General features: G+C 66.7%; 11 protein-coding genes and 1 tRNA gene. 5 read left to right on the top strand and 7 right to left on the bottom strand.

The window, feature by feature from the left end; all coding sequences use genetic code 11:
- Nucleotides 1–611: 611 nt before the first annotated feature.
- Nucleotides 612–935: a hypothetical protein gene (locus DVT68_RS09900; RefSeq protein ID WP_114824903.1), complete on the bottom strand. Its 324-nt coding sequence runs from the start codon at nt 933–935 to the stop codon at nt 612–614.
- A gap of 122 nt (nt 936–1,057) precedes the next feature.
- The gene (locus DVT68_RS09895; protein ID WP_114824902.1) at nt 1,058–1,741 is read right to left on the bottom strand and encodes an HAD family hydrolase; all 684 of its coding nucleotides are present in this window, start codon (nt 1,739–1,741) and stop codon (nt 1,058–1,060) included.
- Nucleotides 1,742–1,978: 237 nt separating this feature from the next.
- Between DVT68_RS09895 and DVT68_RS09890 the strand changes: the two genes are divergently transcribed.
- Entirely contained in the window at nt 1,979–2,278 is a 300-nt protein-coding gene (locus tag DVT68_RS09890; RefSeq protein WP_114824901.1) for a hypothetical protein, read from the top strand.
- Nucleotides 2,279–2,303: 25 nt separating this feature from the next.
- Here the strand turns inward: DVT68_RS09890 and glk are convergent, their stop codons facing one another.
- Nucleotides 2,304–3,323, bottom strand: a complete 1,020-nt coding sequence (gene glk, locus DVT68_RS09885; protein WP_114824900.1) for a glucokinase — start codon at nt 3,321–3,323, stop codon at nt 2,304–2,306.
- Nucleotides 3,324–3,592: 269 nt separating this feature from the next.
- Entirely contained in the window at nt 3,593–4,129 is a 537-nt protein-coding gene (locus DVT68_RS09880) for a carboxymuconolactone decarboxylase family protein (protein WP_114824899.1), read from the bottom strand.
- Nucleotides 4,130–4,259: 130 nt separating this feature from the next.
- Here DVT68_RS09880 and DVT68_RS09875 point away from each other — a divergent pair, with 130 nt between their 5' ends.
- Both DVT68_RS09875 and DVT68_RS09865 read left to right on the top strand, forming a co-directional pair.
- Nucleotides 4,260–5,195, top strand: a complete 936-nt coding sequence (locus tag DVT68_RS09875; RefSeq protein WP_114824898.1) for an AraC family transcriptional regulator — start codon at nt 4,260–4,262, stop codon at nt 5,193–5,195.
- 331 nt (nt 5,196–5,526) lie between these two features.
- Complete coding sequence (locus tag DVT68_RS09865; RefSeq protein WP_114824896.1) at nt 5,527–6,429, top strand: cation diffusion facilitator family transporter; 903 nt, start codon at nt 5,527–5,529, stop codon at nt 6,427–6,429.
- Nucleotides 6,430–6,471: 42 nt separating this feature from the next.
- On the opposite strand, the gene DVT68_RS09860 is transcribed toward DVT68_RS09865, so the two are convergent.
- The gene (locus DVT68_RS09860) at nt 6,472–7,296 is read right to left on the bottom strand and encodes an alpha/beta hydrolase (RefSeq protein ID WP_114825327.1); all 825 of its coding nucleotides are present in this window, start codon (nt 7,294–7,296) and stop codon (nt 6,472–6,474) included.
- Between the two features lie 483 nt (nt 7,297–7,779).
- Between DVT68_RS09860 and DVT68_RS09855 the strand changes: the two genes are divergently transcribed.
- Nucleotides 7,780–12,354, top strand: a complete 4,575-nt coding sequence (locus DVT68_RS09855; protein WP_114824895.1) for a DEAD/DEAH box helicase — start codon at nt 7,780–7,782, stop codon at nt 12,352–12,354.
- Nucleotides 12,355–12,513: 159 nt separating this feature from the next.
- Here DVT68_RS09855 and DVT68_RS09850 read toward each other — a convergent pair whose 3' ends face one another.
- Entirely contained in the window at nt 12,514–12,885 is a 372-nt protein-coding gene (locus DVT68_RS09850; RefSeq protein WP_114824894.1) for a nuclear transport factor 2 family protein, read from the bottom strand.
- Between the two features lie 169 nt (nt 12,886–13,054).
- Between DVT68_RS09850 and DVT68_RS09845 the strand changes: the two genes are divergently transcribed.
- A tRNA-Ile gene (locus DVT68_RS09845) sits at nt 13,055–13,130 on the top strand.
- Between the two features lie 394 nt (nt 13,131–13,524).
- Here DVT68_RS09845 and DVT68_RS09840 read toward each other — a convergent pair.
- The gene (locus DVT68_RS09840; RefSeq protein ID WP_114824893.1) at nt 13,525–13,782 is read right to left on the bottom strand and encodes an FxLYD domain-containing protein; all 258 of its coding nucleotides are present in this window, start codon (nt 13,780–13,782) and stop codon (nt 13,525–13,527) included.
- Between the last annotated feature and the right edge of the window lie 289 nt (nt 13,783–14,071).

Raw genomic sequence — 14,071 nt, 5'->3', positions numbered from 1 at the left:
CCTGCGCGTCATCCCAGCGAAAGCTGGGATCCAGTGACTTTGGCTCTTGGATACTTTGGCCTTCCCGCCAGCGTGCCGCCTACACGGCGGGCGTTTCGACCACCGTGAAGGTGGCAATGTCGTCTGCCGACGCGCGAGTCACTTTTCTTTTGCTGGCCCAAAAGAAAAGTAACCCAAAGAAAATGGCCTGACAGGCTCGTAGCGATATGTTGGATAGAAGCTTGGGCGACTGCGGCCAGCCGGATCGGTGACGTGCTACCTCAGGGACAGCGGCTAACCCGCAACGCGCCGAAGCGGAGAGGGGTCCCAGCACTGCCTGGCATACAAGCCTTGATGACCGCAGCAAGCCGAACTCGTCGCGTGCTACCTCACGGACCGCGGCTACCCCGCGGGGCGTCGTTGTACTGAGGACTTAAAACAGCATGCCTCTCCGATTCGCTTTTTGCTCCCTCTCCCCTGCGGGGAGAGGGTTGGGGCATTGCCACCTTCACGGTGGTGAGGGGCCAATCTCGCGGGAAGGCTGCGTCAGCGCGTGAAGTCTGAATTCCGTCCATCGACCGCCCGACGTCTATCCTCGCGAACGACCTACAATCCGCGCCAACGCAAAACCCTCACATCGCCGGCCTCGTCCGCAACAGCGCATCCACCGCCTGCTGCCACTGCGGTGAACCCAGCGGCGCTTGGGGCGCTTCCTGCCCCAGCCTGAACTGCACGGCGCGGTTCCATTCGTAGGAGCCATGGTCGGGTCCATGGCCGTCGTGGCTGATCTGCAGGCGTTGGTCGACCCAGTCGTACCACTCGGGCGAGCCAAGCGCCGCGTTGTCGGGTGCGCTCAGCTCCGACTGCGGTTTGGGCGGCTTTTCCGATGGCGGTGGCGAAGTGGGTGAACACGCGACCATCAGGGCGAGAGGAAGCATGGCGAGAAAACGGCGCATGGCGGCCTCCAAACTACGGAACCAGATTCAGAGACTACCCGCTGCGGGCGTGAAGGCGATGAATCTAACCTGACATGGGTACAGCGGAGCGGATCGGCGCGCCTGCGCGACCCGCACTGCACTCAGCGTCGCGCGGCGACTTCGTCGATGTGCTTGAGCAGATCGGCGGGGTCTTCATACACGCGGAAGGCGCCGGCATCTTCCAGCTCTTCCTGGCCATAACCACCCGAAAGCAGGCCTACGCCGAGTGCGCGGGCGCGCTGGGCGGCGAGCATGTCCCAGATGCTGTCGCCCACCACCAGGCTGTGGTGGATGTCCACGCCAAGGCGCTGCGCGGCGGTGACGAACAGGTCCGGATCAGGCTTGGCGTAACGCACCTGGTCGCGTGTCACCACCGGCACCTTCGAGGGATCCACGCCCAGCGCCTCGAGGTTGTGCGCCGCCGTCTGCATGCGACCGCTGGTGGCGATGGCCCAGGGGATTTCCTCTTCGGTGAGGAAGGCCAGCAACTCGCGCGCGCCGGGCAGCGGGCGCACCGAACCCTGGGTGGCCTGGCGGTTGTACGCCTCGGCGTGCCAGGTGCGCAGGCGCGTGAGGCGTTCCTCGGTGATCTCCATGCCGGTTTCGCGCAGCAGGATGTTGGTGAACAGTCCGCCGCTCATGCCGATCTTGCGATGGATGCGCCACACCGACAGTTCCACGCCTTCACGATCGAGCGCTTCCTTCCAGGCCAGCACGTGCTGGTACACGCTGTCGACCAGCGTGCCGTCGAGGTCGAACAGAAAGGCAGTGTCGCTGCGGGGCATGGCGGATGGGCTCGGCCGGGGAGGGGCCACAGAGTAGCACCCGTGCAGGGTCACCCACGCCCGTGTGATTCGCGGCACGCGGCGCTGTAGGCGCGCGGTGCGACTGACAGTCAGCGCGGTCCGGAGAGCGCATGCTGCTGTTGTCGACCGAGCTCATTCGCCGGGATCGGCACGTCGCCACCGGCGACTTCGACGAATGGCACGCGCGACGCACGATCATTCAGTCGGAGAAAGATCATGGCACGCAAACGTCTGCTTGCTCTCGCGGTACTGGCCGCATGCATCGGCACGGCAGCGGCGCAAAGTACGAATGGCCGTCTCACCTTCGAGGGCCGCATCGTCCAGTCGACCTGCAGCGCCGAACACCGGGTGCTCGGCGTGGCGCGCGGCCATGGTTGCAGTCAGGAAGGTGTACGCACGATCGACGTGGAACGCATGACGCCGGCAGCTCTTGCCGCCGACAGCGCCATGTTCGATTACTTCCTTGAGCGCACGAAAGGTGACGCCAAGTTCGCGCTGATGCGCCAGTACCGTTGAGTGACAGCAACGGCTGGCGGCAACGTCAGCCCGCCGGTACCAGTGGCTTGCCGGCGTCGATCACCGCCAGCGCGGCGGCGCCGAGCAGGCCGGGCTCCGGATGCATCATCGCCACGGTCGGCACTTGCTCCATGGTTTCGCGGAAGCGGCCCTTCGCCTCGAAGCGCTCGCGGAAACCGCCGCGCTTGATCCACGGCAGCAGGATCGGCAGCACGCCGCCAGTGAGGTAGACGCCGTCCCAGCCGCCGAGGCTGAGCACGAGGTCGCCAGCCACGCTGCCGAAGATGCCGGCCAGCGTTTCCACCGTGCGCACGCACAGTGGGTCCGTGCCGGCCTCGGCGCGGGCGGTGATGTCTTCGGGCGTGTATTCCTCGGCGGGCTGGCCGGCGATGTCCGCCAGCGCGAGATAGAGGTTCACCAGGCCGTTGCCGCAGATCATGCGTTCGTTGGAAACGCGGCCGAAGCGGTCATTGAGGCGATGCAGGATTTCCACGTCTTCGGCGGTGTGTGCGGCGAAGCCGGCATGGCCGCCTTCGGTCTCGAGCACGATCCAATGGCCTTCGCGGCGCAGCAGGCCCGCCACGCCAAGGCCCGTGCCGGGCCCCATCACCACGAACGTCTGCGCCGCGCTCGCGCCCTGCGTGGGCATCGCCTGCGGGCCGACCGAGGAGAGCTGGTCGTGCGCCAATAACGGCACCGCCATCGCCTGCGCGGCGAAATCGTTCACCAGGTGCACCGCCTCCATGCCGAGCTCGGCCTGCAGCGCGTGCGCGGAGACCAGCCAGGGATTGTTGGTGACCTTCACCGTCTCACCCTCGCTCACGCGACCGGCGGCGGCGATCACCGCGCGCGGCGCAGTGAGGCCGGTGTCGGCGAAATACTGGCGGATGGCTTCGGCCAGCGAGGCATGGTCCTTGACGCGATAGCGCCGCACGCTGTCTTCCATCAGCGGCGCGGCGCGGCCCGGATCAGCCAGAGCGAAACGCACATTGGTGCCGCCGAGGTCAGCAAGCAAGGTCGGGGCGGCACGGTCTGGCGTTCTCATGGACAGTCCTGGCTTGAGGGAGACAATAAGCGTGACTCCCCCGGGCCGGTTCGTCCAGTGGTGCGCCGCAAAAAAGCGCCGGGCGGGTGGCATCCGTGGCTTGGCGATCGGCCTTCCAGGCGGCCAGGCCTCGCCGCCCCCGGCTACTAGCCAGTCATCAATGGCTGGTATGCAAAGGCAGGCGTCACGGATGGGTCGCCTTGACCGCTTCCACAAGCCCACAGCAGGCTGCCCGCGGGCGGCCTGCCGCAGTCGCTGGCAAGCAAGACTCAGGCGGCCTTGGGGAAGTCGAGGACCGTATCGTTGACGCGATTGACCATGTTGGTGAACAGGATCGCGCTCACCGCCATGACGGCTTCGATGACCTGCGTGTCGGTGTAGCCGGCGGCACAGAGCTCTTCGACCGCAGCGGCCGGCAAGGTGCCGCTGGTGCGGACCAGTCGCACCGCGAACTTCACCAGGGCGTCGAGCCTGGCGTCCTCGGGATACGCGCCGTCGCGAAGCTGGCGGATCTGCGCGGCGCTGTAGCCGGCCATCTTGCCGGTCAGGCTGTGCGCGGCCAGGCAGTAATCGCAGCCGGATACTTCGCTTACCGAGAGGTTGATCGCCTCGAGCTCGCGATCGGACAGGCTGCTTTGCTTGAGCAGCGCGCCGGTCGCCAGCACGTGGCCCAGCACCGCCGGGGCATTGCTGCCGATGGTGGCGTAGGCATTGGGCACTTTGCCGACCGCGCTCTTGATGGCGGCGAACATCTGGCCGAGTTCGCCCGAGGCTTGGTGGGTGTCGAGGGTGTGCAGACGGTTCATGGTTGAGACTCCTGAGCAGATAAGTGGGATGGTCCGTGGCCGGACCGTGTGCACACTCTAGGGTCGATGCTTGACACGATCCGCATATGAGAGTCTTGTCTTATTGCTCAATCGTCTCGCAGGCTCGCCCATGGACAGCCTCAGCCAGCTGGTGCAGAACCTTGATCCCGCCGGTACGGTGGAGCTGCACTGCCGCTACGCCGGCGGCTGGTCGGTGCATAACCTGCCGACGCGCCGGGGCTATCTGCCTTACCACGTGGTGCTGCAGGGCCACGCTCGCCTGCGCGCCGGTGGCGAGGAGTTGACGCTGGCCAGTGGCGATGTGGTGGTGTTTCCCCGCGGCATCGAGCACACGCTGCTGAGCGAACTGCCGCCCGACGACGGGGATGAGGTGGAGGAAACCCGCAGCTTCAATGGCGTGCTCGTTGAAGTATCCCGCGGCGGCGAGGGACCGGCCTTCGACATGTTGTGCGGCAGCTTCCTGCTGGGCGATAGCGGAAGTGCGCTGTTGCGGACCTTGCCCGACGTGGTGATCGTGCATACCGCTGATCGCCCCGCCCTGCTGGCGGTGGTGGCGATGATGCGCGCCGAGAGCGTGGAGCCCCGGCCCGGCAGTGTGGCCGTGGTGCGCGAGTTGTCCACGGCGCTGTTCACGCTGGTGTTGCGCAGCCTGATGGCCGATCGTGCGCTGGCCACCGGCGTGCTCGCGCTGATGGCGGACACGCGGCTCGCGCGCGTGGTGGAAGCCGTGCTGAAGACGCCCGCCACGCCATGGACCCTGGTGGATCTCGCCGGATTGGCTTTGATGTCGCGCGCGACGTTCGCACGGCAGTTCGCGCAGCTCAGCGGCATGACGCCGATGGAGTGGGTGACCCAAGTGCGCATGGAACTGGCCGCGCGTCTATTGGTGCGCGAGAAGCTCACCGCGGGTCAGGTCGCCGAACGCTGCGGCTACGCCTCCGAGGCGGCCTTCGGTCGCATCTTCCGCCGTCATCACGGGGCGAGCCCCGGCGTGTTTCGGCGCGAGTTCCAGCGTGCGCGGAGCACCGCTGCGCCAGGCGCCTAGTCGCAACGCCATCGGGAGGTTCCACTTGCGCTACACGTTGCGGCGCGGCTTGTGTGGGCTGCAGACGAGCCTCTTGTCGTGCGAAGCGCCACGATGCGTTCACGTTCTCTGGACTATCTCCCCCGCATGCATCGACGCCGAAGGGATGAGAGTGTCAACCGCGACGCGAACGTGCATCGGCGCGTGTGCTCGCATCGCGTGTCTCGACGTGATCGCCACTTGAGCCTTGTGGTCGACATGCGGCCGCCGCATCCGGTATCCCATCGGAAGGCTTGTGGTGCACGGGGCGACCTCCTCCATAATGACGCCACGCTCCGCTCGGACTCGTGGCATGGATAACTCCCGCGAACAGCGTCTGCTCCGCCTGTCGATCGTCGTGACCTTCATCGTCGGCGCCGCATGTGTGGCCGTTGGCCTGTGGATGCGTTCCCAGGCGATCGCCTTCGACGGCTTCTATTCGCTGGTGGATGTGGTGCTCACGGCTGGTTCGCTGATGGTGTCGCATCTGGTGACCAGTGAAGGCAGTCGCCGTTTCCAGTTCGGCTACTGGCACCTCGAACCGCTGCTGTTGGTGTTCAACGCGAGCGTGCTCACCGCGATCTGCAGCTACGCCGCGTACACCGCCCTTCATGGCCTGCTGACCGGCGGCCATGAACTGGCTTTCGGCCTCGGCGTTGCATGGGCGGCGGTGATGGGCGTGGTGAGCCTGGCGATGGCCATCTACATGCATCGTTCCGCGGTCCAGCTGAGTTCCGCGCTGCTTCAACTGGACGCCAATGGCTGGTTCATCGGTGGCGGCATCAGTGTCGCCGTGCTGGTGGGCTTTGCGATCGGCCTCGTTATCGAGGGTGGTTCGCTGGACGCGTGGACGCGTTACATCGATTCAACCGTCCTGCTGCTGATCATCGTCGTGCTGTTGCCGCTGCCGCTGGGAAGCCTCTGGCACGCCCTGCGCGAAGTGCTGCAGGTGGCGCCGGACGACCTCGACACGCGCGTGCGCGCGGTGATGGGCGCGCTGGTGCACGAACGGGGCTATCTCGGTTTTTCCAGTTACGTGGCCAAGATCGGGCGGATGCGTTTCATCGACATCCACATCCTGGTCGATCCCTCCCGGCCGCTGGGCGCCATGGCCCAGATCGACGACGTGCGCAGCGAAATCGCGCACCGGCTGGGCAGCGACATTCGCGCCGAGTGGCTGACCATCGTGTTCACCGGCAAGCGCGAATGGCTCTAGCGCGGTTCACGCGTCACGGGGAGCACCCCGCACGCGATCGTCCTAGCGGGAGGCCGCCGCTTCCACGTTGCGCTTCTGAAGCCAGTCACCGAGCTGCTTGAGCACCTGGCTGCGCGCCGGTTCGGCCTCGTTGAACAGCTCGTGGAAGAGCGCGTCGAAGTAGCGTGTGGTGAGGCAGGGCCCGGCCCAGGCCGCCGCGGCGAAATCGCGACTGCCGGAAGGGTTGACCAGCTTGTCGGCGCCGGCCACCAGCAGCAGGGTCGGCACGCGCAGCTGGACGGCGTCGCTCACGGTGGCCGCACCGGCACGGAAGATGAATTCGGCCAGTCGCGGCGTGATCCAGCCATGGCGCAGCGGATCGCTGCGGTAGGCGGGCTCCACCTGGGGATCGTGCGAAAGCTTGTCGAACGGCAGCCCGTTCGGCAGCGGCAGGTTGGGCAGCACCTTGGCCACCAGCCCGGCGAGGCGCTGCTTCCATGCCGGCTCCCAGGTGCGCAGCGAGGGCGAGGAAAGCACCATCGCTGGCGGCTGGATGCGCCGGTCCAGCACGGTCCGCGCCGCCACCAGGCCGCCCATGCTGTGGCCCAGCAGCAGCGGCGGGCGCGGCAGGGCGGAGGCGTAGTCCTCGTAGACCGTGGCCAGGTCTTCCAGCAGGTCGTCCGGGTGGCTCATGGCGCCACGGATGCCGCTGGTGCGGCCATGTCCGCGCTGGTCGTAGCTGCGCACCGCGTAGCCGCGGGTGTGGAACCAGGTCGCCAGTCGCTGGTAGCGACCGCTGTGTTCGCCGAGGCCGTGAACGATCAGCACGGCGTCCTGGGCGCGGGGATGCGGCCAGTCGCGCACGAACAGCTCCTGGCCATCGCCCATCGCCAGGAAGTGGGAACTGCCGTTGCCGTGGTCACCCGGTTGGCTCACTGCGCGCTCTCGACGGGAAAAGACGGGATTCTGCACCAAGCCGGGCCGTCGTGGGGGCTCGCCGGTTCGGATAAGAAAGAGGGCATGGGCGGCTCGCGTCTGCCGGCATCCCCGTGGTGGCCCACGTGCGCATCGCCTTCAAACAACGGGTAGCCGCCGTACCTCGCAGTGTAGGGACGGGCAACGCTTCCGCCTGATTGATGTCGAACCGCGGGAAGCGTCCCTCGTGCTCGGGTTTTCCCCACGAGGTCGTCGTACATCTTTGATAGCGGCTACGACGCGTTGAGGTCGACTTCGCTCATGCCTGAGTCGCCACGGCGCTACCGCCACGCAGTGTTGTTGGTCACTGAATCGCAGTATCTTGCGGTGATTGGCATTGGCTCAGGCAACCCCATGTCTGAGGCTCTGAGAGGCGACTGCGACAGACTCAAGTCCATGCCCCTGCACGATTTCCATCCCGCCGTCGCCGCCTGGTTCCAGGGCGCCTTCGCCGCACCGACGGCGCCGCAGACGGCCGCCTGGCCGTCCATACGCGCCGGCCATCACACGCTGGTGGCGGCCCCGACCGGCTCCGGCAAGACGCTTACCGCCTTCCTGTCGGCTATCGACGCGCTGGTGCGGGAGGGTGTCGCCCATGGCGGCGTGCTGCCCGATGTCACCACGGTGGTCTACGTCTCGCCGCTGAAGGCGCTGTCCAACGACATCCGTATCAACCTGGAAGCGCCCCTCGAAGGCATCCGCGCGGAACTGGCCAAGCAGGGCCTGCCCGACGTGGACATCCGTACCGCCGTGCGTACGGGCGACACGCCGCAGGCCGAGCGCAACTGGATGCGCAAGCAGCCGCCCCACATCCTGGTCACCACGCCCGAATCGCTGTACATCCTGCTCGGCTCCGAATCCGGCCGCCGCATGTTGGCCGGCGCCCGCACCGTGATCGTGGATGAGATCCACGCCATGGCCTCGAGCAAGCGCGGCGCGCATCTGGCGTTGTCGCTGGAGCGTCTGGAGTCGCTGTGCCAGCGGCGGTTGTTGCGTATTGGTTTGTCGGCGACGCAAAAGCCCATCGAGGAAGTCGCCCGATTCCTTGTCGGCAGCCACGCCGTTCTCCCTCTCCCCTCCGGGGAGAGGGCTGGGGTGAGGGGCCAACCTCGCGAAAGCGCCGCGTCAAAGCAAAAGACCGCTCTACCAACCCCAGCCGCAAGCCCCGCCCCCTCACCTCAATCCTCTCCCCGCAGGGGAGAGGAAGACGTAGTCACCATCATCGACGTCGGCCACACCCGCGCGCGCGACCTCGCCATCGTCGTGCCGCCAGTACCGCTCGAAGCGGTGATGTCCAACGACTGCTGGGCGCTGGTCTACAACCAGCTCGCGCAACTCGTCGAAGGCCATCGCACCACGCTGGTCTTCGTCAACACGCGCCGGATGGCCGAACGTGTGGCGCGGCATCTCTCCGAGCGCCTCGGCAAGGAGGCCGTGGCCGCGCACCACGGCAGCCTCGCCAAGGAGCAGCGTCTGGATGCCGAGCAGCGCCTCAAGCGTGGCGACCTCAAGGTGCTGGTGGCCACCGCCTCGCTGGAGCTGGGCATCGACATTGGCGACGTGGATCTGGTGTGCCAGCTGGGCTCGCCGCGGTCGATCGCCGCCTTCTTGCAGCGTGCGGGCCGTTCCGGGCATGCGGTGGATGGCACACCCAAGGCGCGCCTGTTCCCGACCACGCGCGATGACCTGGTGGAATGCACCGCCTTGCTCGACTGCGTGCGCCGCGGGGAACTGGATACGCTGGTGCAGCCACCTCAGCCGCTGGATGTGCTGGCCCAGCAGATCGTGGCCGAGGTGGCCTGCCAGGAGTGGAGCGAGGATGCGCTGTACGACACCCTGCGCCGCGCCTATCCCTATCGCCAGCTCACACGCGAACAGTTCGACGCGACGGTGCGCATGCTGGCCGATGGTTTCACCACGCGGCGCGGCGCACGCGCGGCGTACATTCATCGCGACGCCGTGCATGGCCAGCTGCGCGCCCGCCGAGGAGCGCGCCTCACCGCCGTCACCTCGGGCGGCGCCATACCCGATACCGCCGACTACCTGGTGGTGCTGGAGCCGCAGGCCACCATCATCGGCACGGTGAACGAGGATTTCGCCGTCGAAAGCCTCGCTGGCGATGTGTTCCAGCTGGGCAACGCCAGCTACCGCATCCAGCGCATCGAGCGCGACCGCCTGCGCGTGGAAGATGCCCAGGGCGTGCCGCCGAACATTCCCTTCTGGCTCGGCGAGGCGCCGGGACGCAGCGCCGAGCTGTCGCACGGCGTGTCGCGCCTTCGCGAAGAAATCGCCACGCGGCTCGATGAAGGCGCCATCGCCGCAGTGATGCACTGGCTGATGCAGACGCTCGGCCTTGGCGAGGACGCCGCGCAACAGCTGGCCGACTACCTTGGCGCGGCCAAGGCCGCACTGGGAGTGCTGCCTACGCAGCACACGCTGGTGTTCGAGCGTTTCTTCGACGAGTCCGGCGGCACCCAGCTGATCATCCACACGCCGTGGGGCAGCCGCATCAACCGCGCCTGGGGCCTGGCGCTGCGCAAGCGTTTCTGCCGCCAGTTCAACTTCGAGCTGCAGGCCGCGGCCACCGAGGACGCGATCGTGCTCTCGCTGTCCACCAGCCACAGCTTCCCCCTGGACGAGGTGGCCAGGTACCTGCACTCCGCCTCGGCCGAGCACGTGCTGGTACAGGCCCTGCTGGACGCTCCGTTGTTCCCCGTGCGCTGGCGCTGGAACGCGACGACGTCGCTGGCCCTGCCGCGTTTCCAGGGCGGCCGCAAGGTGCCACCGCAGCTGCAGCGCATGAAGAGCGAGGACCTGCTCGCCACCGTGTTTCCCGACCAGGTTGCGTGCCTGGAGAACATCGTGGGCGAGCGTGAGATACCCGACCATCCGCTGGTCAACCAGACTCTGCACGACTGCCTGCGCGAGGCGATGGATGTCGACGGCCTTCTGCATATCCTGCGCGGGCTGGAGGAGGGCGCCATCACCGTGGTCGCGCGCGACCTTGCAGCGCCGAGCCCGCTCGCGGGTGAAGTGCTCAACGCTGCTCCATACGCCTATCTCGACGACGCGCCTCTTGAAGAGCGCCGCACGCAGGCCGTGCAGTCGCGACGCTGGTCCGACCCGGAAAGCGCCGACGATCTTGGTCGACTGGACGCCGACGCCATTGCCGCTGTGCGCGAGGAAGCCTGGCCGCAGGTGCGCAGCGCCGATGAAATGCACGAAGCGCTTGGCATCCTTGGCGGCACCACCCAACACGAAGCCGACAGCAACGAAGGCTGGAACGACTGGCTCAAGTCCCTCGCCAACAACCATCGCGCGACGCTTCTAACTCCCTCTCCCCTCCGGGGAGAGGGCCGGGGTGAGGGGCCACTCTTGCCACAGTGCCACTTCTGGACCACCGCCGAAAAACTCCCCCAATGGCAGGCCATCCATCCCGACGCCTCCCTTCAGCCACCCATCGCCGCTCCCGCCGAGTACGCCGCGCAGTCGTGGACCCACGACGACGCCCTGCTTGAACTGATCCGCGCCCGCCTGACTGGCCTCGGCCCCGTCACCGTGCCTGCGCTGTCGGCCTCGCTCGGGGTTCCCGTGAGCGACATCGATCTCACCCTGCTGCGCCTCCAATCGGAGGGCTACGTCATGCAGGGCCACTTCACACCCGGCGCGACGGAGCTGGAATGGTGCGAGCGCCATCTGCTTGCGCGCATCCACCGCTACACCATCGGCCGCCTGCGTCGCGAGATCGAGCCGGTGAGCCGCCGCGACCTGATGCGCTTTTTGTTCGAATGGCAGCACGTTACCAAGGGCGCGCGGCTGAGCGGGCCGGATGCCTTGCCCGCCGTTCTCACCCAGCTCGAAGGGTATGAGGCGGCCGCGGGCGCATGGGAAACCGAACTGTTGCCGGCGCGCATCGACGACTACGCCATCAGCTGGCTGGATGAACTGTGCCGCGCCGGTCGCGTGAGCTGGAGCCGTCTGCGCAGCGGCGTCGGCGGTGGCGGAGGTCCCGTGCGCGCCACGCCCATCGTGCTGCTCCCGCGCCGCAGCCTCCCGGTGTGGACAAGCATGGCCACGGCAGGCGACGGGCTGCAGGAGGCGGCAGTGTCGTCACGTGCGCAGGCCGTGCTCGATGCGTTGCGCAACGAGGGAGCGTTGTTCTTCGACGAGTTGATGGGCGCTACGCACCTGCTGCGTACCGAACTGGAAGATGCGTTGGGCGAACTTGTGGCCGCCGGTCGCGTCACCGCCGACAGTTTCGGCGGCCTGCGCGCCCTGCTGGTGCCCGCCGCCAAGCGCGATGCCCATCGTCATCGCCGCCTGCGCCGCCACATGCTCACCGGCATCGAAGACGCCGGCCGCTGGTCCCTCATTCGTTCCTTCTCCCCTCCGGGGAGAAGGTGGCCCGAAGGGTCGGATGAGGGGCGGGTGCTCGAGAAGGCGCCGCCTAGTGCTCAGTCCAAAGACCCCGACCACCTCGAACATATCGCCCGCAGCCTCCTGCGCCGCTACGGCGTCGTCTTCTGGAAACTGTTGGAACGCGAAGCCCCCTGGCTCCCCAGCTGGCGCGAACTCATTCGCGTGTACCACCGCCTGGAAGCCCGAGGCGAAATCCGTGGCGGCCGCTTCGTCGAAGGCTTGGTGGGCGAACAGTTCGCCCTCCCCGAAGCGATTGCCCGTCTGCGCGCAGTGCGGCAGCAGGAGCCGGGTGGCGAACTCGTCTGCATCAGCGGCGCGGATCCGCTCAACCTGGTGGGTACCGTGCTGGCCGGGAACAGGCTGCCAGCGTTAGCCGGCACCCGCGTGCTCTATGAGGACGGCGTGCCCGTCGCCGCACTGGTGGCGGGTAAAAACCACTGGTTGCAGGAAGCGGATTCGTCGCGACAGCAGCATTGGCGCAACGCCCTGCTGCGCCGCGCCGACGCTGACCACCTCATAGCCGACGCCCGCACCGCTAGCCTCAGCCCGTGACCCGACTTGCTCGTCATTCCCGCGAACCCCCAAAGGGGGCAAGAGCGGGACGGAGCGCGAAGCGCGCAGAACGCCTAAAAGGCGGCCCCAAAGGGGCGAGCGTAGCGAGTCATCCAGTGCCTTATACGCAGGTCCGAGCGAGCCACACAGCTGGCGCCCTCACTCACTGTAGTCCGCGATATAAGCCAGCAACCCATCCCGCTGCCGAAACTGGCTACGCCCGTTCATCGTGATGGACTGTCCCGCGCGTACGCCATTGGGCAAATCCACCGCAAACGTGCCGTCAAACAGAATCTGTGCCGTGGCCGTGCCATCCGCTTCCTGATACACCAGGATCAACTGCCGCCGCGCGGAAAACAGGTAGCGCGAGTTCTCGGCCAGGCGGCGCAGCTCGTCGGCGCCCTGCGTGCGCACGCTCAGCACTCCGGCCGTGTAGTTCTCGAACACCACCTCGCGATGCATCGTCGCCAGCATGCCGTCCACGTCCATGCGGTTGTACGCGGCCAGGTAACGTTCGATCAGCTCGCGCATGGCGCATCCTTCAGGTCTGGGCGCCAAAGACAAGGCGCGGCGGCGCAAATTCTACGTTACTCGCCACTCCAAGCCGCTATTCGCGCCGCCGGGAAGCTCTTCCGGTCGACGCCCCCGCCCCGCCCGGCTACCATGTCCCACCCCAGCCGGCGCAACGCCGGCACGCAATGGGCCTATAGCTCAACGGTTAGAGCAGGGGACTCATAATCCCTTGGTTCCAGGTTCGAATCCTGGTGGGCCCACCATCTGCATGGATCGGGGTCTGCGTGTCGCTGAAAGCATAAGTTGGCCGTTTTGGCCAACTTGTGATTGAGCACAAAACATTGTTTGGGCACGGCTTGGTGCGAGATCTCCCGGTAGTTTCACGCTGCTGTCTCGCGTCGCCCGGCCAACTCAGATAACCAACTAATTAGGCTGCCTCTGGAGCCTGTCAGCGCATGCCAATGGCGCCGGTCTGACTCCAGTGGTCATGCAACCAGACTTGCCGCGCGAACGTATCTGTCCCTCGGCAGGCCGCGTGACCGCACGTGCGAGGCTCCCTGCCGACACAAGGGCCACAAGGCAGCGCCGCGCTTGATGAGCGATAGTGAAAGTCGATCGCCGCCGGGCTTCGCAACATCCAGGAGACCGAGTGGGCGGCTAATTCGTTTCGACCTTGAGTAGGCGTGCTCGGCTGACGTTGCCGCGTGCGAAGGCGTGGAATTTCCAGGTCTGTCCCGGCTTCAGGTTGTGCACTTCATCAGAGGCGCGGCCGACCGCGCGTCCATTTGCATCGAACAGGCGGAAGCTCACCTTGGCGGTGCGCACGCGCGCATGGCCAACATTGGACAGCGTGCCCACTACCTTGTTGCGGCCGGGCTTTACATCGCGCTCTACGCGGTAGGGTCCGACGTGCACTGCGTGCGCAGGTGATGTGCCGGCCCATGCAGAAGGTGAAGCCAGGCAACAGGCGAACGCAGAGTACAGAAGTGCGGTACGGAGATTCATCGGGCGATTGAAGAGGCGATAGAAATAAGCCGGCAAGCATAAGCCGTTACACCGCCCGAAGTGCGCTCGTCCGATGTCCAGTCCGACCTCCGGCGCGCCGAAAGTAGCCGGGGTGACCGCCCTCGCCGGTAAGGCGCCCCCGGTGTCCCGGGGCTCTTCGGCCGATGTTGCGCCACGGCTTGACACCGGTGTCAATGGC

This window comes from Dyella solisilvae (assembly GCF_003351225.1).
Taxonomy (GTDB): domain Bacteria; phylum Pseudomonadota; class Gammaproteobacteria; order Xanthomonadales; family Rhodanobacteraceae; genus Dyella; species Dyella solisilvae.
This window is presented reverse-complemented; position numbering and strand designations above follow the sequence as displayed.